Raw genomic sequence first — 23,705 nt, forward strand, 5'->3', positions numbered from 1 at the left:
GCAAATTACTAAAAGGGTTTCTTTATTTTAAATCATTCGAAAAATCTATTTCACAAAATCAATTGCTTTTGATAATGCTTCCGGAATTCCGGCTGCATTTTTACCTCCTGCAGTTGCAAAAAACGGTTGTCCTCCGCCTCCACCCTGGATAAACTTCCCTAATTCACGAACGACTTGTCCGGCATTCAGGTTTTTCTCAGCCACTAATTCTTTAGAGATATAACAGCTTAACATGGGCTTGTTTTCTTCGGCTGTAGCCAAAACTAAAAACAAATTGTTTCCTAAATTCCCTAATTCGTAAGCCAGATCTTTTGCTCCTTCTGCATTCAAATCCACTTGTTTCGCTAAGAATTGTACTCCGTTTACTTCCTGAAGTTCGTTAGCCAATTCCGCTTTCATATTTTTAGCTTTCTCTTTCAACAAAGCTTCTAGTTGTTTTTTTAACTTCGTATTTTCATCCTGCAAAGAAATCACTGCTTTAACAGCATCCTGTGGATTTTTCAATGTGGTTTTAATTTCGCTTAACAATTCTTCCTGCGAAGCAAAAAACTGTCTTACACCTGCACCGGTAATGGCTTCCACACGACGAATCCCTGCTGCAACTGCTCCTTCTGAAACAATCTTGAAAGACCAGATATCAGCTGAATTATTCACGTGAATTCCGCCACACAATTCCATACTGTCTCCAAATTTAATCGCACGTACGTTATCTCCATATTTTTCTCCAAACAAAGCCATTGCTCCTTCGTCTAAAGCTTGCTGGATTGGGATGCTTCTTCTTTCAATTAATGGTAATTGCTCCTGGATACGGGCATTTACAAAATCTTCTACTTGTTGCAATTCTTCATCGGTTACTTTAGCGAAATGAGAGAAGTCAAAACGTAAATTTTTTGGATTTACCAATGAACCTTTTTGTTCTACATGCGTTCCTAAAACAGCGCGTAAAGCCTGATGCATCAAGTGCGTTGCCGAGTGATTTTTAGCAGTCGCTGTTCTTAAATCAGTATTTACTTTTGCAATGAAAGAAGCGTTTACATTTTCCGGCAATTTTTTAGTAAAATGCAGGATTAGATTATTCTCCTTCTTAGTATCTATTATTTCGATACTTTCATTTGCCGAAACCAAAGTTCCTTTATCTCCTACTTGTCCTCCTCCTTCCGGGTAAAAAGGTGTAGCGTCTAAAACGATTTGGTACAAAACCCCATCTTTTTTAGAATCTACTTTACGAATACGGGTAATTTTCACCTCGTTTTCGGTTTGGTCATAACCTACAAAAGATTCTGTATTTCCATCAACCAAAATTTTCCAGTCATCAGTAGAAACTTCTGAAGCGGCACGAGAGCGTGATTTTTGTTCCTGCATGGCTTTATCAAAACCGGCTTCGTCTAAGCTGAATCCTCTTTCTCTAAGAATCAAAGCCGTTAAATCAATTGGAAAACCAAAAGTATCATACAATTCGAATGCTTTTTCTCCAGAAACTTCTTTTCCTGAAGTATTTTGCATCACATTATCTAACAACTGAATTCCCTGATCTAAAGTTCTTAAGAAAGAAGCTTCTTCTTCACGAATTACATTGGTAACCAATGTTTGTTGTTTTTTAATTTCAGGGAAAAATTCACCCATTTGATCGGCTAAAACAGCAACCAACTGATTGATAAAAGGTTCTTTAGTTCCTAAAAAAGTAAATCCGTAACGAATAGCACGACGCAAAATACGACGAATTACATAACCTGCTCCGGTATTAGATGGCAACTGTCCGTCAGCAATAGCAAAGGCTACCGCACGCACATGATCCACCACTACACGAATAGCAATATTGGTTTTTTCTTCCTGTTGGGTCAGGTCGCGACCTGACCTTACATAATTCAATCCTGTTATTTTCTCCACTTTTTCAATAAGCGGTGTAAACACATCCGTATCATAATTTGAAGTTACGTTTTGCATCGCCATACACAAACGCTCAAATCCCATTCCGGTATCTACGTGCTGTGCCGGTAATTTTTCTAATGAACCATCGGCTTTACGGTTGAATTCCATAAATACGTTGTTCCAGATTTCCACTACCTGCGGATGATCGGCATTTACTAAACTGAAACCTGAAACGGCTGCTCTTTCGGCATCAGTACGCAAATCGATATGAATTTCTGAACAAGGTCCACAAGGTCCCTGATCTCCCATTTCCCAAAAATTGTCTTTTTTGTTTCCAAGAATAATACGGTCTTCGGACACAAACTGTTTCCAGATATCAAAAGCTTCCTGATCAAAAGGCACATTCTCTGCTTCATTCCCTTCAAAAACGGAAACATACAAACGGTCTTTATCCAGTTTTAAAACTTCGGTTAAAAATTCCCAGGCCCACGGAATCGCTTCTTTTTTGAAATAATCACCAAAAGACCAGTTCCCCAGCATTTCGAACATCGTGTGATGATACGTGTCAAAACCTACATCCTCTAAGTCGTTGTGTTTTCCTGAAACCCGAAGGCATTTTTGCGTATCGGTAATACGATTACTTTTAGGCGTGGCATTCCCTAAAAAATATTCTTTAAACTGTGCCATACCTGAGTTGTTAAACATCAGAGTAGGATCATCTTTTAGAACAATAGGTGCCGAAGGAACAATTAGATGCCCTTTGCTTTCAAAGAATTGTAAATACGCTTTGCGAATGTCTTGTGATTTCATTTATATATTTTTTTGCCACTAAGGCGCTAAGGCACAAAGTTTTTATTTATTTTTTGTAAAACTCCTATAAATTCAACAATTTTAAATCATCAAATTTTTAAATCTTTCCATCAATTTTATGTTATATTTAATACTAAAAAAAGGGCGTAACAACTAAAACATTTATTAAATTTGTTGCAATGCGCTTTTTTAGCAGGTGCAAAAATAGGGTATTTTAAAATATGGCGAAAGTAAAATATTATTACGATTCTGAAAATCTGGCATATCGAAAAATTAAAGTAAAAAAAAGACGCAAATTTGGTTTTGTTGCTTTGTTTTTACTGGCTTCGGCATTGTTTGGTTTTTTTAGTTTTGTGGTTTTGCTGAGTACTCCTTATTTTGATACTCCCAAAGACCGTCTTTTGCTTCGGGAAATTGAAAATTTAAAATTGAATTATGCGGTTTTAAATAAAAAAGTGGATCAGATAGAAAATGTAGCCGGAGCGATTGAAGAGCGGGACAACAACTTATACCGCACCTATTTTAATACCGCTGCCATTCCGGAAGAAGAACGAAAATCGGGATTTTCAGATGTAAGCAGATACAAAGCTTTGGAAGGCTATAACAATACCCAACTGGTTTTACAAACAACAAAAAGAGTCGATGTGCTGACTAAGCAATTGGCCATTCAATCACAATCATTAGATTACATTTTAAAACTGGCCAAGGAAAAAAATAAATTACTGGCTGCCATTCCTGCCATACAACCTGTCAGAAATGAAAATTTAAAACGAATGGCTTCGGGTTTTGGTTACCGCACCGATCCTTTTACTAAAGTAAGAAAAATGCACGAAGGCATGGATTTTACTGCAAAGAAAGGCACTCCTGTTTTTGCAACTGGTGATGGCGTGGTCAAACAGGCAGATGACAGAGCTTCGGGTTATGGTAATCATATTGTGATTAGGCATGGTTATGGATATGAAACTTTGTATGCCCATTTAAGCAAATACAATTGCAGAGCGGGACAGCGTATTAATAGAGGTGATATTATTGGTTATGTAGGAAGTACAGGACGTTCGGAAGCACCACACTTACATTATGAAGTACATAAAGATGGTCGGGTGGTGAATCCGCTTAATTTTTATTACGGAAATATTTCGGCAGTGGAATATGTTGCTATTTCGAAACTGGCTAACCAGGAAAATCAGTCTCTGGATTAAATCTTACTTTAGTCCTTAGTTCCTAGTCCTTAGTGATTAGACAACAAAAAGACTGAATTTCAGATCATACAAAATATTAAAAGAACTAAGTACCAGGTACTAAAAACTAAGAACTAAAATGCATATAGAATTACAACCCGGCAAAAGATATTACAGCATCGGCGAAGTGGCCAAAGCCTTTGACGTCAATGCTTCGCTGATTCGATTTTGGGATAGTGAATTTGATATTCTCAAGCCTAAAAAGAACGCTAAGGGCAACAGAATGTTTACTCCCGAAGACATTAAAAACTTGCAATTGATTTATCATTTAGTCAAAGAACGAGGATTTACACTGGAAGGAGCTAAAACGCATTTGAAAGAAGGGCAAAAGAAAACGCTGGACAAGTTTGAAATTATCAGTAAACTCGAAGCTATCAAAGTGCAGCTGACGAATATTAAAAACGAACTTTAGTCAATCACAATATCAATTTTGAAATAAAAATAAAACAATAAATAATTAACTTAAATTAAATAGAAAAATGGATTTTAAAAAATTTTTACCTTGGATTATTGTTGCTGTAATCATCATTGCTGGTTATAGCTGGGCTTCTGGAATTTATAATAAAGCTGTAACACTTGAACAAGATATAAAAGAAAGTTGGGGAAATGTTAATACAGCCTACCAAAGAAGAAATGATCTTATACCAAATATAGTTAGTACCGTAAAGGGCTATGCGGAGCATGAAAAAAGCACATTAACAGCAGTAATTGAAGCAAGAGCTAAAGCGACTGCTGTAACTATTGACCCAACAAAAGTAACTCCTGAGCAATTGGCTGCATTTAATTCGGCTCAATCTGGTGTATCTTCTTCGTTATCTAAGTTACTCGTAAGCGTAGAACAATATCCAAATTTAAAAGCGGATGCAAGTTTTATGAGATTACAAGATGAGTTAGCCAGTACAGAAAATCAAATTTTGACAGCCAGAACCCGTTTTAACGAGTCTGTTAAACCATACAATAACAATATCAACACCTTCCCAAGAAATATTTTGGCAGGAATGTATGGACTTAGTCAAAAACCTTATTTTGAAGCTGTAGCAGGATCAGAAAAAGCACCTGAAGTAAAATTCTAAAGCATTCCCAACCCCTCCAAAAGAGGGGCTTTTTTAATATAAAAAACATCTCCCATGTCTAAAGTAGAAGATTTTTTAACTCCTGAAGAAGAACTCGCCATTGTAGAGGCAATAGGCACTGCCGAAAAGAATACTTCCGGCGAAATTAGAGTTCACATCGAAAGAACAACTTCAATGGATGCTTTTGACCGTGCCAAAGAAGTTTTTCACGACCTGAAAATGGATGAAACCCAACTTAAAAATGGCGTTTTAATTTATATCGCTGTAGAAGATCATACTTTTGTAATATGTGGCGACGAGGGTATTAATGACGTTGTGGGAAATGAATTTTGGGACAAAACCAAAGAAATAATGGTTGCTCATTTTAAAAACGGCAATTTTAAACAAGGTTTGATAGAAGGCATTTTAAGTGCAGGGCAGGAATTAAAAACTCATTTCCCGTGGTCTGACGATACCAACGAATTATCAAACGAAATTTCAAAAGGATAATGAAAATAATGCAAAAAGCAGGAAACAAAATACAGGAAACAAAAGGCAGAAGGCAGCAGGCAAAAACAGGATGGAATCTATTGTTAGCAATCCTGTTTTTATTTAATTGCAGTTTTTTATCGGCACAATTTACCATCCCTAAAAAACCAGCATTACAAACATCAGTTTATGACTATGCAAATGTTTTAAGTGCTACAGAAAAAGCACAATTAGAACAAAAACTCGTTCGCTATTCAGATACAACCAGTACCCAGATTGTAGTTATAACTGTTGAAAGTTTAAAAGGAGAAGATGTAAGCCAGCTGGCGACAAACTGGGCACAAACCTGGGGAATTGGTCAGGCAAAGGAAGACAATGGTGTTATTATCCTTATCTCTAAAAACGACAGGAAAATTGCCATCAATCCCGGTTACGGATTAGAAGACCGACTGACTGCGGGAACGGGAGGGGAAATTATTCGAAATATTATTACTCCGGAATTCAAAGCAGGAAATTATTACAGTGGAGTTGACAAAGGTACTAATGCTTTATTTGATGTTTTTAATGGCAAATACAAAGGCAGCCGTAAACAAAACAAACAAAAGGACTTCCCTATTTTACCATTTATCATCATCATTGTTTTTATTATCATTCTGATTTCTAAAAACAAAGGCGGCGGTGGTGGAAATTCCGGAAACCGTAGTGGCGGACCAAGCTTATTAGATGTTATTATCCTGAGCAGTCTGGGACGCAACAGTGGCGGTTTTGGAGGCGGAGGCTTCGGTGGAGGTTCTTCCGGCGGTGGATTTGGCGGAGGCGGTTTCGGTGGTGGATTTGGCGGAGGCGGATTCTCCGGTGGAGGCTCAAGCGGAAGCTGGTAAACCAAACCTCATTCGATAAAAAATATCAAAAACAAACAAGCCACTTCGCATTGAAGTGGCTTGTTTGTTTCTCTAAAATCGTTCCTTGTATTTCTTTTCTTTTCCTCCAAACTTATTGATTTTATAAGCCAATGAAAACATCAGATAGCGTTTTAAAACCGTGTTTTCATAATCATAAATACCATTAGGACCAATGTATCTTACAGCACTTTGATTCTGATTTAAAATATCATACACCTTTACTTTGGCAGTGAGCTTATTTTTATAAAAACTATATGCCAAACTGGTATTCCATAAATAAAAATCTTTTTTATAACCATCGGCGATATTAGAATTGTAAGTATAGGAGAAATCATTTGCAAAAACCCACTTTTCACCCCAATAATTTGTTGTTTGGAGTTCTACTTTATGTATAAAATTAGAGGTTGAATTGATGGTATAATTAGTATATTTTGAAATATTATAAGTAGGATTATAATTGGTTGTAAGTGTAAAAACCTTATCAATTTCATACGTAAAACTAGCTCTGGGATATAAAGATAGAGTTTTAGATTCAAAAATTTCACCATCGATAAATCCTTTATTGAAACCGAAACTTCCATAACTCCCCAGACTAAACTTATACAAATTACTTTCCTTTTTTATGGATTTATCCCAGCTTGCTCCTCCACTAATCGAATAATTGCCGGAAATATTTTCATAAGTTCTCGATGTTTTTAAATTTTCTTTATCATAAATTACCGAGGAAACTGACTGATTATCGTAATAATTACCATAAATATAAACGTATAAACCGGAACGGCTTGCATAATCATAAGCACTAAAGTTCATATTTACAGAATGTGATTTATTAGGATTCAAAAATTCATTTCCTTGAAAAGTACTCAATGGATTAGAAATATCTCTGACAGGTAAAATTTGATTTGCTGATGGTAAATCAACCCGATAATTATAGTACAATCCTATCGATTTTGATTTATTTAATCGATACCTGAAATTGAAATTGGCATAAGGAACAATATAGTTTTTTTTCAAACTGATGCCCTGCCCTAAATAACTGGAATAGGCATTTTGCCTCATGATGGATGGACCTGCATCCAAATTAACATTTAGTTTATTCTTCTGGATTCTAATGCCCGACTGCGGTCTTATAAAGATATTTTCATTAGAAAAATAATTGGATTGGGCTGCATTTAAATTACTATACTCCCCCGTTTCTGTATTCAAATCATAATTTTCTCTTTGATTTAAATTTGAATTAGCTCTAAAATCAAATCCGAGATTAATACTTAAGGAATCCGTTATTTTATTAGAAAATTCCACATTCGCATGGTAATTATCGGTTGTATTTTTACTTCGTACATTTTGATTTCTTTTCACATCTTCATCGGAAGTGGTCTTGAATACTATTGTATCCGTTCTTACACCATAAGATTCGTCTTTATTGTTTTCATTATCCAAATGAATGGCTAAAAATTGTTTGTTACCTTTGAATCTTTTATTCAAAAAAACAGAATTTGAAAATTTATCATTATCGGATTTATTAGAATACGTATTTGAACTTTCGTTCACTAAATCTCCATTAGTGTTAAACGATGTTCCTGAAGATTCACTCCAATTATCAGACTTAGTTCTGTTGAATTTAGGAGAAATCACGACAGTAGTCATTGAATCTATTTTATATTCAAATTCCATATTAAGGTTATGCCCATTGGTTTCATTATTAGATGTTCCATTAGATTCTGAAAACAAATTTCCTGTTGGCAAAAAAGTAGTGGACTTATTGGAACTTTTATTTTCGGTATTCGAATTGGTAAAGAAATAACTACCACTGGCATCTATTTTTTTTATTATTTCATCCGTATAATTCAAACCTAACATATTAGATTTAGTAATTCCGTTTCCACCACCAAAACGTACTCCATTTGTTTCAAAAGAACTCCCACCATACGAAATGGAACTCCTGCTTCTGCCTCCTGCCATATTATCAAAGATTTCATTCATCGAAAAACCCGGTGAATTGATATTATTGGAAGAAGTCAGGATGCTTACCTTCCTTTTATCTTTAAAATAGTTAAGCAAACCATTACTTTCATAGCGATTATCTGTACCCATTCCTGCCATCACTTTCCCAAAAAGACCTTTATTTTTGTCTTTATCAATAGTCAGATTGATACTCACATTTTCAGATGTAGCAGCTTGTTTATTCAGTTCTTGCTGTTTGGTTTTGGTATCACTTACCTGAACTTTATTAATAATTTCGGCAGGTAAACTTTGCAGGGCAATTTTTCCATCCTTGTCAAAAAAGGGTTTTCCGTTTACTAAAATCTGGTTGACTTCTTTTCCGTTAACGGTAATTTTCCCTTCCTCATCCACCACAACACCGGGTAATTGTTTCAACAGCGTTTCTACATTGGCATCCGGTCTTACTTTAAAGGAAGAAGCATTAAATTCTAAAGTATCTTTCTTAATTCGAATGGGAGGCGCTTCTGATTTAATAACCACTTCATTCAAAACATTTTCATTTTCAATTAAAAATAAATTACCAAAATCTTTGTTTTCGGTAAGTTGATCCATTTCTTTTTTCAAAGATTGGTATCCCAGATAAGAAATTTTCAGAAAAAAGGGTTGGGTTATTTTTTTAGTTTCTAATTTAAAGATTCCGTTTTTATCTGAAATAGTATAATCAATCACGGTAGAATCTTTAACAGAAGAAAGATAAACCGTAGCTGACTCAATAGGACTTCCGGTATTTTTATCTAACAATTTTCCGTTAACAGCTATAGTGTTTTGGGCAAACAGGGAAACAGAAAAAAACAATGAAAAAAGAAAGGGTAGTAATCTTTTCATAAATAAAATGGGTTTTGGTGGTAAAATAGATGCGCAAGCTAAGTTTTTAAATAAATAAAAGTTATTTCTTACTTAAAATTTAACATATTATTTTACTTACTAAAAAAACCAAATAACAGAGATGATGAACTCAATTTGAAAACTATTCTAAAATCACTTGACTCCTCTGTAAAATTATTTATCTTTATCCTGATTTTAGCTGAACCAAACAAATATGCTTTCACAAAAAACCAAATACGCACTCAAAGCACTACTCTATTTAGCGCAACAAGATGCCAATCATATTTCTAAAACTACGGATATTGCCGAATCAGCTAATATTCCTAAAAAGTTTTTAGAACAAATTTTATTGGATTTAAAACGCGGACATCTGGTAGGCAGCAAACAGGGAAAATTTGGTGGTTATTATCTTTTAAAATCCGGAAATGAGATTACTTTAGCTGATATTCATCGTTTATTTGACGGAGCAATTGCTTTGTTACCTTGTGCTTCCTTAAATTTTTACGAGCGCTGTTCAGACTGTATCGACGAGTCGGAATGCCTGCTACGACACGGATTAATGACCATTAGAGATGAAACATTAAAAGCAATGCAGGGTATCACTATCGCTTCATTGGTAAAAAAATAAAAAAATATTTCTTTAATTCTACTATTTTTATAGAATTAATAATATATTTGCATTCGATTTACGATTACAAATATAATTTTTAAACAATGAAAACAAATCAATCAAGGTTCTTCATAGAGAATCTAAAACCCGAAAAAAATCTAAATTCCAATATCCTACATTATTGTATGATGCGTATGTGCCAGTAAAAAAATTTAATTTTAAATTCTACTAATCATATATAATTAATAAAATAATGAAAACAATTATAAAAAATACATTCCTAATCATCTTATTACTAGGCGCTTCAAACACATTTGCCCAAATCATTACTGGTCGTGTCATTACGGCTGAAAATACTCCTTTAGAGTTGGCCAATGTGATTATAAACGGAACAACATTAAACACCACTACAGACGCGAATGGCGACTTCAGTATCGATTCAGCAGGAAAATTACCCTTCACTTTACTAATTAAATATACGGGTTATAAAACGGAGCGGGTAGCAATTACCACTCTTCCATTAACACCTCTAAGCATAATCCTGAGCGAAGACAATCAACTTGCCGAAGTGGTGATTTCTTCCCGAAGAAGAATTGAAAAAGCCCAGAATGTTCCGATTCCTATTTCGGTAGTGAGCGGAAAACAAGCCGAACAGGCAGGTGCTTTTAACGTAAACCGAATTAAAGAACTTATCCCCTCGGTTCAATTGTATTCCTCTAACCCCAGAAATACGGGAATAAACATTCGTAGTCTGGGTTCTCCTTTCGGATTAACAAATGATGGAATTGATCCCGGAGTTGGTTTCTACGTTGACGGGGTTTACTATGCCCGCCCGGCAGCAACTACATTAGATTTTATTGATGTAAGTCAAATAGAAGTTTTACGTGGTCCACAAGGAACATTATTTGGAAAAAACACCACAGCCGGAGCTTTTAATATCACCACACGCAAACCCAGTTTTACTTCTGGTGCCAATTTTGAAGTGAGTTACGGTAACTATTCGTTTTTACAGGCTAAAGCATCGGTTACCGGAGCATTGGGCAAAAAAGTGGCAGGTCGCATCTCTTTTTCCGGTACGCAACGCGATGGTTTGATTGATAATGTAGCAACAGGCAGACCTACAAATACCTTAAACAATCAGGGAATCAGAGGTCAATTACTTTATACTCCGTCAGAAAATACCAACGTACTTCTGGCAGCAGACATTACTACCCAGCGTCCTGATGGCTATGCACAGGTAGTTGCAGGTGTAGCGCCAACACAAAGAGCGGCTTACCGCCAATTTGATGCTATCATTGCCGATTTAAATTACCAGCTTCCAAGCAGGAATGCTTTTGACCGAAAAATAGATCATGATACTCCATGGCGTTCTAATCAGGATTTAGGCGGAGCTTCACTCAATATAGATACTAAAATCGGACAAGGAACTCTTACCTCAACAACTGCCTGGCGTTTTTGGAACTGGGATCCGTCAAATGACAGGGATTTTACAGGTTTGCAGGTATTGGCAAAATCGCAAAACCCGTCCAGACAAACACAGTTTACTCAGGAAGTACGTTATTCGGGTCAAATCTCCTCCAAATTAAATGCTGTAGGAGGTGTGTTCTTTATCGATCAGACTTCAAAAACGAATGGTACCGAAGAATCCGGAAGTGCACAATGGCGATTTTCTCAAAGCACTACCAGCGAAAAATGGAAAACTCCGGGTTTATTTGAAGGATACGGAATAAAAACCAATGCCAGTATTCATGCGGTTAGTGCGGCTGTATTTGGACAATTAGACTGGGAAATCACAGAAGGTTTGCATATTTTACCCGGCATTCGATACAATTATGATAAAAAAGATGCTCACTACGATCGTCAGACTTATGGCGGATTAGAGACCAGCGATCCGGATCTTATTGCTCTAAAAAAGTTAGTGTACAGCGATCAAAATTTTGCAAAAAATACGGATGCAACTGATTTTTCAGGAAATGTAACCGTATCCTACAAAGCTTCTGATAAAATTAATGCGTATGCAACTTATGCAAAAAGCTACAAACCGGTGGGTGTGAACGTTGCAGGACTTCCTACTCTTAACGGAGCGCCTATACTGGAACTGGCGGTAATTAAACCTGAAAAAGTAAATCATTATGAAGCAGGCGTGAAAACATCGCCGTTTAATAATGCTGTTTTGAACGTAACTTTCTTTAATACAGACATTACCGATTATCAAACGAATGTTCAGGCGGCTGAGTTGGGTGTAAATCGTGGCTATCTTGCTAATGCTGATAAAGTACGTGTAAGAGGTGCTGAACTGGATGCCAGTTTTGTAATCAACGAACATTTTACTATCAACGGAGCAGCAACTTATACTGATGGAAAGTATATTAAGTTCATTAATGCGCCACTGCCATTAGAAGAAACCGGATCAGCGGTATCTTTTAAAGATGTTTCCGGCAGTGAATTGCCGGGTGTTTCAAAATGGGCCGGAAGCTTAGGTGGAGAATATACTACAGCAGCAAAACTGTTTGGGAATTTAGGTAAGTTCTTTGTAGGAATTGATTCTTATGCCCGTTCTGAATTTTCATCCAGTCCATCAGCTTCAAAATATTTAGTGGTTGACGGTTATGCTATCGTGAATGGTCGCTTTGGGTTCAGAGCTTCAGAAGGATTATCGATTAACTTCTGGGCTCGTAATATTCTGGACAAAGATTATTTTGAACAATTATTACCTGCCGGAGGAAATTCGGGACACTATGCAGGTGTTTTGGGTGACCAAAGAACATACGGAATCACTTTAAAATATTCATTGTAACCGTTTGATAAAAACACACAAACAACTAATTAACAATAACTTAGCTTTATTTTAAGTTTAAAAATCGTAACTTTAAGAGAAAATAGAGCTATGAAAAATTTTGCTATTAAACTTGTATGGTTTACCTCGGCATATGTTTTCTTTTTTGCAGTTCTTAACCAAACTAATGTTGATTTGAGAATAATAATGAGTTTACATATTGTAGGTATGTTTTTGATTCCTTACCTAACTTACACAGTTCTGACCGATAATTACAAAACGGATAAAACATTTAAAGATTGGTATGAAGATCATCCAATGAACACTTTAAATGAAGACGAAGACCATTAAATTAAAACTCCCTTTACTAACTTTTTTTAGTAAAGGGAGTTTTGTTTATTTAATTTTCTAAAGGAAGAAAATTATAGTTTTTTGAGTAGTTCAACATTTGTTCAGCAAAGGTTTTCGGTTGTGTTACTTCTATCGAAATAATTTCTCCTTTGGCATCTAATTTGGGAACCAAAACTGGATTTACAAAACCGCTGTAAGGAGCTGATGTAAATTGTTTATTTCTTTCTAAAACTTCGGCATGTAGTTTTTGATTTACTTTTACACCATAATTTTCAACCAAAGCTTTTCCTGCTTCATAATCTCCTTCGGATTTGATGCGTTGCACTTCACGCAGTAATTGCCCAAACAAATCGTGAAGTTTTTCATAATCTGTAATATTGAAATAGGTTTTTCCGTCACGGCTAATTTTCTCTATTACATTAGCTGCTTTTCCTTTTTCAAAAACCCAGGCACTCACCCACTGACGGTTTCTCATATGAGCTTCTTCAACATCAGAACCCAGTTCTAAACGAATCAATTGTGTCATTAATCCATTTCGAATGTAACTGTCATAGGATTCCATTCCCAGTTTTTTCCAATCGTCAACCAAACCCAACTCCTGTAATTTTGGATTATACAGAAAATACAATCCTACTAAATCGGCTCTTCCTTCTTCCAGTGTGGAAGCATAACTCTTCAAGGTTTCTTTTGGCGTTCCCACACCTGGATTTATTTGTCCCGAAGCATGTCCTACTACTTCGTGTAAAGCCGTGTGCATTTTATCTCCCAGTTCTCCGTATTTTTCAGCCAGAGCAATTTCTTCGGGGTCATTTGCAAATTCCTGCAACCTTCCTTTTCCTCCCGCTTTTGAATAGGCTTCAATAATATTTCCTAGTGAAACCGATTTTGAACCATGTTCCGAACGAATCCAATCTGCATTAGGCAAATTCACTCCAATGGGTGTTGAAGGAGAAGCATCACCGGATTCCCCGGCAACAACAACTGTTTTATAAGAAACCCCAACAACATTTTTCTTTTTATGCTCTGGAATTAATGGAGAATTATTTTCAAACCATTGGGCATTTTTAGAAATAACCTCCATTTTTTTAGACATATCAAAATCTTTGATTTGTACTATCGTTTCATACGAACCTCTGTACCCTAAAGGATCATTATAAACTTCAATAAAACTGTTGATGTAGTCAATATTACCCTCTGTAGCTTTAAGCCAGGCAATATTATAATCGTCCCAGGTTTTTAAACTTCCCGTTTTGTAATAGCTAATCAATAATGCTAAAGCATCGGCTTGCTCTTTGTTTTCAGCAACTCCTTTTGCTTTATCTAACCAATACACAATCTTGTCAATGGCTTGACCATACATGCCGCCACTTTTCCATATTTTTTCTTCTAATGCTCCTTTAGAATTGCGAACCAATTTAGAATTCAAACCAAAAGAATACGGTCTGTTAGCATCAGGACTTTTTTTCTTAGCATAAAAATCTTCTGCTTCTTTTGCCGTAATTCCTTTGCTGTAAAAATTAATAGCCGAACCTTCTAACAAGCCTTTGGATTCGTCTAAATTTACTTTTTTACTATCGACATCATTAAAAAGCACAGCAACTATTTCCGGAGCTAAAGTTGTTTTGGTAGCTTTCATCAAACCAGTAAGATACGCTGTTGAAAAAGCAGGTTTCATTTTTTCATTCGAATAATGATGATGAATTCCATTAGCAAACCAAACTCTTTTAATATAGATTTCAAAATTTTTCCAATCTTCTGAATCCTTATTACCTTTATAATTTACATAAATATTCTCGAGTGCTTTCCTAATTTTTAGATTGTACTTATAATTTTGATCGTAAATAATATCGCGACCTGAATATCCCGCCTGAGTTAAATAATAAACTAATTTTTGCTCTTTCAACGTTAAATTTTCCCATCCCGGAATTTGGTAACGCAATACTTTTATATCGGCAAATTGTTCTACAACATGTTCAAAGGGGGCTTTTTCTGTAGTTTTTACATCTGCTTTTTTCGTCGTCTGTCCATTAGATACCATAGAAACTCCCACGGTCATAAAAACAGTTGCTATTTTTAGTAATTTCATCTATTAATATTAGGTTTAATTGTTTTATTTGTAACAAAATCTAACAAATATACAGCTATTTTGAACTGCTGACAATCCGCAGAAACTATTTGTGGTAAAATTATTATTTATCCTGTTTTTTAAGTAAATAAAAATAAAAGTGCCCATAAATTACTTTTTGAGCAGTTGCTTTTAATTATTTTCCATGGTTATTATTTCCTTTTTTAGGATATAATTTTTCTTTGAATTACCAATCTTCGTGAACTTCTTTTTTAATAGTAAATAGTTTCTCAAAATGATGATTTAATAATGCTGTTTCATTATAGCCCCATATTGATTTTTTGATTTCTTCATTCTTTTTTAAAAACCTACTTTCAATCGAGTAATCCTGAATGAGATCTTCACGATGAATTATTTGTCCAAAAAACCGAATGTTAAACACGGAAACGCGATATTTTCCTTTCTTAGATTCTATTCTGAAATCGGCAGTTAATTCCTCAAGCTTTCTTTCGGCAAAATTAGTTTTACTGATAGTACCTGTAGAATCAGTAACAAAGTGTAATCTCAAATTATTTTTTAATGCTGAAAAATGGTGTGTGTCTTCATACACCTTTCGCCATACAATTAAGTCGTCTTCTATTACAAAATTATTGTCTTGGGAAAATCCAATGGCATTGACCAACAATACCATTCCTATTACAATTCTTCTCATTTACTTGGGTTTTAAAGGTTATTTACTTTTAAAACCTTACCCAAGAATCAGACCAAAATTCATTGTATTTTCTTATAAAATGAGAAACCCCTTTACAGACGGTAAGTTTGTAAAGAGGTTTTTAGTTATGTTTATTTACAGTTGTTGCCAACTTTCAATTATTTCCTGCACCTAAGTTTGGCTATATTTTAACTGTTATTATGTCCTTTTCAGATTCATTAATAATTGTATGTTGTCCTTGTTTTGAATTTGATGTACTCCAATCTTTAAGCAATTTTACTTGTGCTCTTGCTTCTTCTAAGGTAACTGGCGACCGCTTGGATAGCATCTCCATGCCTAACTTGGCTCTTTCCTGAAATGATATTTTACAGTTCATGTTACATGAAATTTTAATAATACAATGTTAAAGATTTTATTGTTATGAATGGATTGCTCTTGTTTGTGGACATAGATTGTAAACCTGTACTATTCATTCGTAAGACGTTGACTATTTATTACTACAGATCTAATTATAAAGCAATAGCAATCTGATTCATTACTGGAGTATATAAATCAATATTATTTTCTTCAGTCTCTAAACTTACAATTAAACTATAACGAACTACTTCGTTAAATTTATTTTGCCTTTTTAAATTTTTATACCAACCATTTTTAGGAAAGACAGCTAAAATATTTCTTTCTGACATTTCTCTTCCTGTCAATGTAATAAAGTCTTTTCTTAAAGATCCTTTTGCACTTATTGTATTACCTATTTCCCAATTAACCCCTGATCTAGAAGGTTTATTTTCTTTAGTTTCATCTTCTGGCTTTGAAATTCTTTTTTGAAAATCTTCAATATCTTCATTTCTTTTAATAATTTCAAAATCTAATTGATGTGAATGATAAGCATAATGAGAGGCTAATCTTCTACTCCCAGGATTAGGTTCTATGTAATATGACAATGTTATTATTAGTTTTACTGATTTATCCTCTAAGTTTTCTAGAGCTTCTTTTGGCCATGGAAGATTAAATAAATGATATTCGTTATATTGCCCTTTAGACTTTTCATACTTAAAGGGTTGTATTTCTCTCTCCGCAATAAGAGTTAGTGAATTTTCAATACTATACATTGCTTTTGGAATATTTGGCACACCGTAACCAACAGTCCTCAAAAGATATCTTTTATTTACTTTACGAGTTGAATCCATTGCACTTTTAATCATCGCATCAGTCCAACTAGCAGAATGAATCATTAAACCTCTTATTGTCTCAACCCAATAATTTGGATACATTGTTCTTAATTCAGCAGCCATCTTTGATGCTAAACCTGCAGCACCACTAGTGTCTCCAAAAGGCATAAACATTTCATTCGCAAAATCTGCATCGGTGGTCAATAGCCTCAATTCCGAATGATCAGAAGTATAAACTCCATTAGTAGATCCCGAAGTTTCGGGATGTAATCTGTGCCCGTTCCAACTCGCAACTAAAACAAGTCTAGCAAGATTACTTCTAAATCATTATCCAGTCCAGCATAATTTCTGGCAGAACTAAAATAATAATCTTCAACAAGAGTTACTATTTTTTCTTTTACTGGATTATTATGAATATAATTCATCTTTTGCTTAATAAACCAATTTGTTTCTACAATTTCTGCATGATAACCATCTTGCCAAACCTTAAACTCTTGTTCTTTTTTTAAATGTTCGCAAGATTTTTTAAAATAATCTAACATCCATTCTCTTCTGCTTTCAGGCTCGTCCAGAATCGTTTGTATAATTTTCTTTGAAGTAAATTTTTTAAAATCCCGCATTATATCCGACAAAATAAAACCATTTGTTCCTTTACAAAGCAAATGAATATGACTCGACATAATACAATAACCATATATTTCTAATCCTTTGTTTTTTTGACAATATTGCAAAGCATTCATTATATTATATTTCTGATTCAATCTTGTAAAAACATCTATCCAGCCTACTGTTGTTATCGTTATAAAATAGGCTTGATCTGTCGTGGTAGCTTTATATTTTGTAGACATTTTTTATTTAAATATACAAAAAGCTACAACGTTTTATCGCTGTAGCTTTTTTAAATTTTATTGCTTGCTCACTGTTGTAGGCACAGATTACATCCCGAAACTTCGGGACTGCGCTATCTGTTGACGAGATATTTTGTTACATCCGAGCGATCGGGGTTTAAATACAATCAAAACCATAGTATACTCCTCTATTTTATCTCTCACAGAAAATAAAAAAGCTTTTTTACGTGTTTTTTATTTCTATTAGAAATATTTAACTATATTTGCAATGTAGTTCTTTGAAATGTTTGTGTAGTGAACCCAAGAGCTTTTTTTATAAAAGCTATTGAAGAGGGATTTTCCCTCCACCCGTTATGGGTTATTCTAAAGGAATGAGAACCGTTGAACCTAAAGCGCCTTAAATGCGTATCGATGTTCGAACAGAAATCATCACCTTAGAAAATTGCTTGAAGCCAGATTCGATGATATCAGTAAACTTAATTTGACTAAAATCCTATTAGCTCAAAACCTATTTGACTCAAAGTTATTAGGCAAAGAGGCTATTAGAAAAGTCATATTTAATTATATGAGATTTATTTTTTTTTTAAGCAGGAAATTGAGAAGTGTATTGGACAGTATCCTATATGGGTTCACATAGCTGATTAAGCAGGTAGCAATAGTGCTGCCCATATAATTTAATACTTATACAGATGATACACAAACAAAGAGTTGATCAACTTCAAGACGGAGTTAGATCATTATTAACAAAGAACGGGTACACGTTCTCGGAAGAAGATAAAACTTTACTAGAAGATATTCTTATAGAGTTAGAAAGAATGTCAAACAGTCCAAACGGGATTAATCCCAATCAGGCAATACAGACGATATCTTTGCTCCTAAAATTTCTGAAGTTCTTCGGAATTGACGACTTTACAGGATTATTCTAATTCCGCACTTCTCATTTTTTTTTATTAACTTTATTTAATTGTTATGAATATAGGTAACGCTATTAAGGACTTAAGACAGCAGAAAGGTTTTAAACAAACCGATTTTGCTGTCAAATGTGGCTTATCACAGTCATATCTTTCCTCAATAGAAAAAGGAAAAAAAGAACCGACATTAAATATCTTAAAGCAAATAGCGAATGCACTTTCGATACCAATGCCTGTATTAGTCTTTTTTTCATTGGACGAAGATGATATCGCTCAATCTAAACGAGAAGCATTTAAAATGTTCGAGCCATCCATAAAAGGTTTAATTAACGATGTTTTTATTTCATAAACTATAAATTCCATGAGGTCTCGAATCAAAGATTTAGCATATTCTTTAAAAGTTGACAAAAATGACTTGATTCAACTAGCAGCTGAATTAGATATAGAGGATAGTAAATTTTACAGAAATTGGAACGAACCTAAAACAGATGAAAAAGGTTTACCAAGATATGAAAATGGCATTGCTTTAACTAGACCGATAAACGCACCGATAAAAAAACTAAAACATATACAATCATTGTTATTACACAATGTATTATATAAACTTGTTCTTCCAAAATACTTTTTTGGTGGATTAAAAAACAAAGACGCAGTATTAAATGGACGTCATCACCAAGGAAATAAATTCTTCTTCCTTACTGATCTAAAAGACTTTTATCCATCTGTTCATTTTTCCAGTGTAGAAAAAGCACTTCGCAAAGAAGGTTTCTATCCCGATGTAGCTAGATTAATTACTCGTATTTGTACAAAAGAAAGTGCTATACCTCAAGGATGTCCTACATCATCATTTCTTGCAGCATTAGTAGTTTATCATAGTTGTGGAGATATCTTCGATAAATATATATCACTAGGTTTTAAATTATCCATTTATGTTGATGATATTACATTTTCAAATCCAATTGATTTCAAGGATAAAACTTTAAAAATAATACAAGAATTACGTAGTAGAGGTTTAAAAATAAATTTTTCAAAAACACATTATTGCACTCGAAATCCTAAAGTCACTGGCATACATATTAAAAATAATGGAATCTCACCATTACCACATACATTCATTTCAGCAGTAAATCCAAACAAAAGTGAAGCCTCAAGAAAAGGACATATGGATCGTATTAAATACATTGCAAAAATTGCTAAAGAAAAGAAAAGACTATAAAGGTTTACAATTAGTATCTATACACAAGAGTACAAACAAAAAAAGCCCAAGAATCTAATCTTGAGCTTTCATCATTTATTCTAACAAAAAAACCACCTCGTAATGAAGTGGTTTCTGTTATTATTTCTCTCTGATATAAATGTCAATTGGAACACCTGAGAAATCCCAGTTTTCCCTGATTTTATTTTCAAGGTAACGTTTGTACGGTTCTTTAACATATTGCGGCAAGTTGGCAAAAAACACAAACTGAGGCGTTGGTGATGGCAACTGCATGCAATATTTAATTTTCACATATTTCCCTTTAGTCGCTGGTGGCGGATAAGCTTCAATTACTTTCAACATAAATTCATTGAATTTTGAAGTCGCAATACGCTGTTGGCGGTTTTCATATACTTTTACTGTAGCTTCCAGTGCTTTCAACAAACGTTGTTTTGTTAAAGCGGAAACAAAAAGAATAGGCACATCCGTAAAAGGCATTAATTCCTGTTTGATTCTTTCTTCGTAATCACGGGTTGACATCGTATCTTTCTCCACCAAATCCCATTTGTTTACTAAGATTACAACTCCTTTACGGTTTTTTTCAGCCAGCCAGAAGATACTCTGATCTTGTCCTTCAAATCCGCGGGTTGCATCAATAACCAGAATACAAATATCAGCATGCTCAATAGCACGTACCGAACGCATTACGGAGTAAAATTCCAAATCTTCCTTAACCTTCGCTTTTCTGCGAATTCCCGCAGTATCAACCAGGTTAAATTCGAAACCAAAACGGTCAAACTTCGTATCAATCGCATCACGGGTAGTTCCCGCAATATCAGTTACCATAAAACGGTCTTTACCAATTAACGCATTGATAAAACTGGATTTTCCGGCATTAGGACGCCCTACTACAGCAAAACGTGGCAAAACCACCTCTTCCTGAACCGGTTCCGGTTTCTCCGGAAAAGCATTAATTAAAGCATCCAGCAAATCTCCTGTTCCACTTCCTGATATACTGGCAAAAGTATAATATTCACCTAAACCCAGGTTGTAAAACTCCACTGCATCTTTCTCACGCATGGCGTTATCCACCTTATTTACGGCTAACAAAACCGGTTTTGTTACCTTACGCAACAATTTAGCCACCGTTTCATCCATTGGAGTAATCCCTTCTTCTACATCAACCACAAAAATAATAACATCAGCCTCATCGATAGCAAGCTCCACTTGTTTGCGAATTTCACCTTCAAATACGTCATCTGATCCGCGAATATATCCACCGGTATCAATTACAGAAAACTCTTTTCCGTTCCACTCGCTTTTTCCGTAGTTTCTGTCTCTGGTAACTCCCGAAACCGAATCTACAATAGCTTCTCTTCTTTGTATCAGCCTATTAAAAAGGGTTGATTTCCCCACATTAGGTCTTCCTACTATCGCAACAATGTTATTCATTTTATCTAATTTAGATGTCAGATTTTAGATTTCAGACTTCATTTTGATGAAATCGCATTCTTTTATAAATCTAAAATACTGTATTTTAATTTTTTGCAAAGGTACATTCTTTTGTCGAGAGTTTCATATTAAAGTTTTCAGGAGCTAATCCTGCCATCCACTATATCTTTCTAGCCGAACCCCGGCTAGAAAGGATGCCGTTACTGTCAGGGCTAGGCATTCAGGATACGATGAAACTTTGAGATAATTGGACTTAATACGCTCTAAACAAGTCAAACGTATTTAAATTTTACTCACAGGTCGCCCCGATGGGGCTTATTGAATTGTTCTACCTGTATTTTCTACAAACATACAGTCCCTCCGGGACTAAAAAAATGCTCCAGAGGAGCAATACTGTTTGTAGAGATGGATTAGTTTGGGTTTGTTAGCCCCATCGGGGCGAACTGTTCCCTACACAACGCATAAAAAATTAATTTTCAGGCGTTTATTCCTTACCAATTCCGCATTTCAACCTGAAACCTGAAACTTGAAACAAAATAAAATAAAATTTATTGATTATACCCAAAACGTTTCAACATATTCGCGTTGCTTCTCCAGTTTTTATTTACTTTCACAACCAATTCAATATGAATTTGCTTGCCAAAGAATTTCTCCAGATCGGCACGGGCTTCTGTACCCACTTTTTTCAAAGCGGCACCTTTGTGACCAATAATAATTCCTTTTTGGGTTTCGCGTTCCACCATGATAATCGAACGGATGCGGATAATATTTTCGTCTTCAAAAAATTCCTCGGTTACAATTTCCACGGCATACGGAATCTCTTTGCTGTAATTCAACAGGATTTTTTCACGAATGGTTTCATTTACAAAAAAACGTTCCGGTTTGTCCGTCAACTGATCTTTTGGATAATAAGCCGGTGATTCCGGTAATAACGAAATGATTCTTTGAAAAACTTCGGGAACATTGAAATTCTGCAATGCCGAGATTGGAAAAATCTCCGCATTCGGAACTTTTGCAGTCCAGAAAGCCACTTGTTCCTCTAATTGCTCCTGATTCGAATTGTCAATTTTGTTTAACAATAACAAAACCGGAATTTTAGAATGTATAATTTTATTAAAAAATGCTTCGTCTTTTAAATCCTGCTCGCCTATTTCGACCATATAAATCAAAATATCAGCATCTTCAAAAGCCGATTTTACGAAGTTCATCATCGACTCCTGCATTTCGTAAGCCGGTTTGATAATTCCCGGTGTATCCGATAAAATTAATTGAAAATCCTCACCATTTACAATCCCCAGAATACGGTGACGGGTGGTTTGCGCTTTTGATGTAATGATAGACAGTCTTTCGCCAACGAAAGCGTTCATCAACGTGGATTTCCCTACGTTGGGATTTCCAATGATATTTACAAAACCTGCTTTATGTGTCATAATGTGTAATTTGAATCAAGTGAAGCGCCGGTTTTTACCGATGATTTGAATTCGTTTTATTTTCGAATCCATAAAAAAACCTCAAAATAGTACTGAGGTCAACTCCTTTATTTCTTGATGTTTCGGCCACAAAGGTACGATGGAATCCAATAGCTTCCATAAGAATTACTGACTTTTTTAGCATACACAGCAAGCATGAAACTGATTCTGCCTGTTTTTTCAGTCGCTATGCTTCATCTTTTGTATTACGAACCAGACTTATGCCTGTCATAAAAAATATTAATCCAAGTACGCCGTAAACAATAAGCAATTTCATATCCCTTGTACCACCTGAGGTATTGGTAAAAACCACAGCAGTATAGATAAGTCCTCCTATTCCCAAGATGGTAAGTAAGGCTCCAAAAGTTCTTTTTAAATTCATAACGTTTTCGTTTAATGGTTGTTTTTATAGATAATTAGCAACATGACAAAGTTGTGCCATTTAAACCAAAAACTCATTATATAATTCCACCTAAGAGTTGCAGCATTCACATTTTTGAATCCGTTGGATAAAATGAGAATAGTAAAATTTACGCAGTTAGAAGAAGGATTGAAAATGCTTCCGTCACGGCAAGCTGAGCCATTTTAGTTCGTAGAAGGAATAAAAAAAGCTTCACATTGCTGTGAAGCTTTTCTAGTAGCGGGAACTGGACTCGAACCAGTGACCTTCGGGTTATGAGCCCGACGAGCTGCCTACTGCTCTATCCCGCGATGTGCGTTTTGTAATCTCAATAAGGCTACCTTAGTAGCGGGAACAGGACTCGAACCTGTGACCTTCGGGTTATGAGCCCGACGAGCTGCCTACTGCTCTATCCCGCGATGTTTCGGGTGCAAAGATACAACTAAATTCGACATATCCAATGCCATTGTCAAAAAATTATGTTCCGGAAGCTATTCTCCTGATTTGATTGCTGTTGTGCGATTGCTTAAAATAATCCGTTGGATGAATTACTGTAAA

The 23,705-nt window shown here is 35.1% G+C and carries 19 protein-coding genes and 2 tRNA genes; 10 read left to right on the plus strand and 11 right to left on the minus strand.

Going from position 1 to position 23,705, the window contains the following annotated elements; genetic code table 11:
• Positions 1-45: 45 nt before the first annotated feature.
• Complete coding sequence (gene alaS / locus BUB89_RS01110) at positions 46-2,679, minus strand: alanine--tRNA ligase (protein WP_073241037.1); 2,634 nt, start codon at positions 2,677-2,679, stop codon at positions 46-48.
• 221 nt (positions 2,680-2,900) lie between these two features.
• Here alaS and BUB89_RS01115 point away from each other — a divergent pair, with 221 nt between their 5' ends.
• From BUB89_RS01115 to BUB89_RS01135, 5 genes are all read left to right on the plus strand, one after another.
• Positions 2,901-3,878, plus strand: a complete 978-nt coding sequence (locus tag BUB89_RS01115) for a M23 family metallopeptidase (protein ID WP_073241039.1) — start codon at positions 2,901-2,903, stop codon at positions 3,876-3,878.
• A 118-nt stretch (positions 3,879-3,996) separates the two neighbouring features.
• On the plus strand, positions 3,997-4,329 hold the full coding sequence (locus BUB89_RS01120) for a MerR family transcriptional regulator (protein ID WP_026713247.1): 333 nt from the start codon (positions 3,997-3,999) through the stop codon (positions 4,327-4,329).
• Between the two features lie 67 nt (positions 4,330-4,396).
• The gene (locus tag BUB89_RS01125; protein WP_073241041.1) at positions 4,397-4,990 is read left to right on the plus strand and encodes a LemA family protein; all 594 of its coding nucleotides are present in this window, start codon (positions 4,397-4,399) and stop codon (positions 4,988-4,990) included.
• 54 nt (positions 4,991-5,044) lie between these two features.
• Positions 5,045-5,479, plus strand: coding sequence for a TPM domain-containing protein (locus BUB89_RS01130; RefSeq protein ID WP_073241043.1), 435 nt, complete (start codon positions 5,045-5,047; stop codon positions 5,477-5,479).
• 8 nt (positions 5,480-5,487) lie between these two features.
• Positions 5,488-6,339 (plus strand): TPM domain-containing protein, encoded by an 852-nt coding sequence (locus tag BUB89_RS01135; protein ID WP_083552453.1) that lies wholly within the window; start codon positions 5,488-5,490, stop codon positions 6,337-6,339.
• A 72-nt stretch (positions 6,340-6,411) separates the two neighbouring features.
• On the opposite strand, the gene BUB89_RS01140 is transcribed toward BUB89_RS01135, so the two are convergent.
• Positions 6,412-9,189: an outer membrane beta-barrel protein gene (locus BUB89_RS01140; protein ID WP_073241045.1), complete on the minus strand. Its 2,778-nt coding sequence runs from the start codon at positions 9,187-9,189 to the stop codon at positions 6,412-6,414.
• Positions 9,190-9,403: 214 nt separating this feature from the next.
• On the opposite strand from BUB89_RS01140, the gene BUB89_RS01145 reads away from it, so the two are divergent.
• The 3 genes from BUB89_RS01145 (at position 9,404) to BUB89_RS18185 (ending at position 12,926) form a co-directional block, all read left to right on the plus strand.
• Positions 9,404-9,817 (plus strand): RrF2 family transcriptional regulator, encoded by a 414-nt coding sequence (locus tag BUB89_RS01145; protein WP_073241047.1) that lies wholly within the window; start codon positions 9,404-9,406, stop codon positions 9,815-9,817.
• Positions 9,818-10,052: 235 nt separating this feature from the next.
• Positions 10,053-12,596 (plus strand): TonB-dependent receptor, encoded by a 2,544-nt coding sequence (locus BUB89_RS01150; RefSeq protein ID WP_073241049.1) that lies wholly within the window; start codon positions 10,053-10,055, stop codon positions 12,594-12,596.
• A 186-nt stretch (positions 12,597-12,782) separates the two neighbouring features.
• Positions 12,783-12,926: a hypothetical protein gene (locus BUB89_RS18185; protein ID WP_234982496.1), complete on the plus strand. Its 144-nt coding sequence runs from the start codon at positions 12,783-12,785 to the stop codon at positions 12,924-12,926.
• Positions 12,927-12,975: 49 nt separating this feature from the next.
• Here BUB89_RS18185 and BUB89_RS01160 read toward each other — a convergent pair whose 3' ends face one another.
• From BUB89_RS01160 to BUB89_RS01180, 4 genes are all read right to left on the minus strand, one after another.
• Entirely contained in the window at positions 12,976-14,964 is a 1,989-nt protein-coding gene (locus BUB89_RS01160) for a dipeptidyl-peptidase 3 family protein (protein WP_373862913.1), read from the minus strand.
• Positions 14,965-15,238: 274 nt separating this feature from the next.
• Entirely contained in the window at positions 15,239-15,703 is a 465-nt protein-coding gene (locus BUB89_RS01165; RefSeq protein ID WP_073241055.1) for a hypothetical protein, read from the minus strand.
• 509 nt (positions 15,704-16,212) lie between these two features.
• On the minus strand, positions 16,213-17,076 hold the full coding sequence (locus BUB89_RS01175) for a S8 family serine peptidase (RefSeq protein WP_073241059.1): 864 nt from the start codon (positions 17,074-17,076) through the stop codon (positions 16,213-16,215).
• An 89-nt stretch (positions 17,077-17,165) separates the two neighbouring features.
• Positions 17,166-17,720 (minus strand): REP-associated tyrosine transposase, encoded by a 555-nt coding sequence (locus BUB89_RS01180; RefSeq protein WP_073241061.1) that lies wholly within the window; start codon positions 17,718-17,720, stop codon positions 17,166-17,168.
• Positions 17,721-18,689: 969 nt separating this feature from the next.
• On the opposite strand from BUB89_RS01180, the gene BUB89_RS01190 reads away from it, so the two are divergent.
• Positions 18,690-18,980 (plus strand): helix-turn-helix domain-containing protein, encoded by a 291-nt coding sequence (locus BUB89_RS01190; protein ID WP_073241065.1) that lies wholly within the window; start codon positions 18,690-18,692, stop codon positions 18,978-18,980.
• A 12-nt stretch (positions 18,981-18,992) separates the two neighbouring features.
• Positions 18,993-19,847, plus strand: coding sequence for a reverse transcriptase family protein (locus BUB89_RS01195; RefSeq protein ID WP_073241067.1), 855 nt, complete (start codon positions 18,993-18,995; stop codon positions 19,845-19,847).
• 120 nt (positions 19,848-19,967) lie between these two features.
• Here BUB89_RS01195 and der read toward each other — a convergent pair whose 3' ends face one another.
• The 5 genes from der to BUB89_RS01220 all read right to left on the minus strand — a co-directional run bounded on the left by der (position 19,968) and on the right by BUB89_RS01220 (position 23,566).
• A complete protein-coding gene (gene der, locus BUB89_RS01200; protein WP_073241069.1) occupies positions 19,968-21,278 on the minus strand; it encodes a ribosome biogenesis GTPase Der in 1,311 nt (436 codons plus the stop codon).
• A 548-nt stretch (positions 21,279-21,826) separates the two neighbouring features.
• Positions 21,827-22,708 carry a GTPase Era gene (era, locus tag BUB89_RS01205; protein ID WP_073241071.1) on the minus strand — a complete coding sequence of 294 codons (882 nt, stop codon included), beginning with the start codon at positions 22,706-22,708 and terminating at the stop codon, positions 21,827-21,829.
• A 226-nt stretch (positions 22,709-22,934) separates the two neighbouring features.
• Entirely contained in the window at positions 22,935-23,129 is a 195-nt protein-coding gene (locus tag BUB89_RS01210) for a hypothetical protein (protein ID WP_073241073.1), read from the minus strand.
• A 256-nt stretch (positions 23,130-23,385) separates the two neighbouring features.
• Positions 23,386-23,458 (minus strand) — tRNA-Met (locus BUB89_RS01215).
• Between the two features lie 35 nt (positions 23,459-23,493).
• Positions 23,494-23,566 (minus strand) — tRNA-Met (locus tag BUB89_RS01220).
• Positions 23,567-23,705 lie beyond the last annotated feature (139 nt).

This window comes from Flavobacterium flevense (assembly GCF_900142775.1).
GTDB classification, from domain to species: domain Bacteria; phylum Bacteroidota; class Bacteroidia; order Flavobacteriales; family Flavobacteriaceae; genus Flavobacterium; species Flavobacterium flevense.

Coding starts and splice junctions, on each gene's coding strand:
- alaS (WP_073241037.1), bottom strand. CDS start 2,679: ATGAAATCACAAGACATTCGCAAAGCGTATTTACAATTCTTTGAAAGC.
- BUB89_RS01115 (WP_073241039.1), top strand. CDS start 2,901: ATGGCGAAAGTAAAATATTATTACGATTCTGAAAATCTGGCATATCGA.
- BUB89_RS01120 (WP_026713247.1), top strand. CDS start 3,997: ATGCATATAGAATTACAACCCGGCAAAAGATATTACAGCATCGGCGAA.
- BUB89_RS01125 (WP_073241041.1), top strand. CDS start 4,397: ATGGATTTTAAAAAATTTTTACCTTGGATTATTGTTGCTGTAATCATC.
- BUB89_RS01130 (WP_073241043.1), top strand. CDS start 5,045: ATGTCTAAAGTAGAAGATTTTTTAACTCCTGAAGAAGAACTCGCCATT.
- BUB89_RS01135 (WP_083552453.1), top strand. CDS start 5,488: ATGCAAAAAGCAGGAAACAAAATACAGGAAACAAAAGGCAGAAGGCAG.
- BUB89_RS01140 (WP_073241045.1), bottom strand. CDS start 9,189: ATGAAAAGATTACTACCCTTTCTTTTTTCATTGTTTTTTTCTGTTTCC.
- BUB89_RS01145 (WP_073241047.1), top strand. CDS start 9,404: ATGCTTTCACAAAAAACCAAATACGCACTCAAAGCACTACTCTATTTA.
- BUB89_RS01150 (WP_073241049.1), top strand. CDS start 10,053: ATGAAAACAATTATAAAAAATACATTCCTAATCATCTTATTACTAGGC.
- BUB89_RS18185 (WP_234982496.1), top strand. CDS start 12,783: ATGAGTTTACATATTGTAGGTATGTTTTTGATTCCTTACCTAACTTAC.
- BUB89_RS01160 (WP_373862913.1), bottom strand. CDS start 14,964: ATGGTATCTAATGGACAGACGACGAAAAAAGCAGATGTAAAAACTACA.
- BUB89_RS01165 (WP_073241055.1), bottom strand. CDS start 15,703: ATGAGAAGAATTGTAATAGGAATGGTATTGTTGGTCAATGCCATTGGA.
- BUB89_RS01180 (WP_073241061.1), bottom strand. CDS start 17,720: ATGTCTACAAAATATAAAGCTACCACGACAGATCAAGCCTATTTTATA.
- BUB89_RS01190 (WP_073241065.1), top strand. CDS start 18,690: ATGAATATAGGTAACGCTATTAAGGACTTAAGACAGCAGAAAGGTTTT.
- BUB89_RS01195 (WP_073241067.1), top strand. CDS start 18,993: ATGAGGTCTCGAATCAAAGATTTAGCATATTCTTTAAAAGTTGACAAA.
- der (WP_073241069.1), bottom strand. CDS start 21,278: ATGAATAACATTGTTGCGATAGTAGGAAGACCTAATGTGGGGAAATCA.
- era (WP_073241071.1), bottom strand. CDS start 22,708: ATGACACATAAAGCAGGTTTTGTAAATATCATTGGAAATCCCAACGTA.
- BUB89_RS01210 (WP_073241073.1), bottom strand. CDS start 23,129: ATGAATTTAAAAAGAACTTTTGGAGCCTTACTTACCATCTTGGGAATA.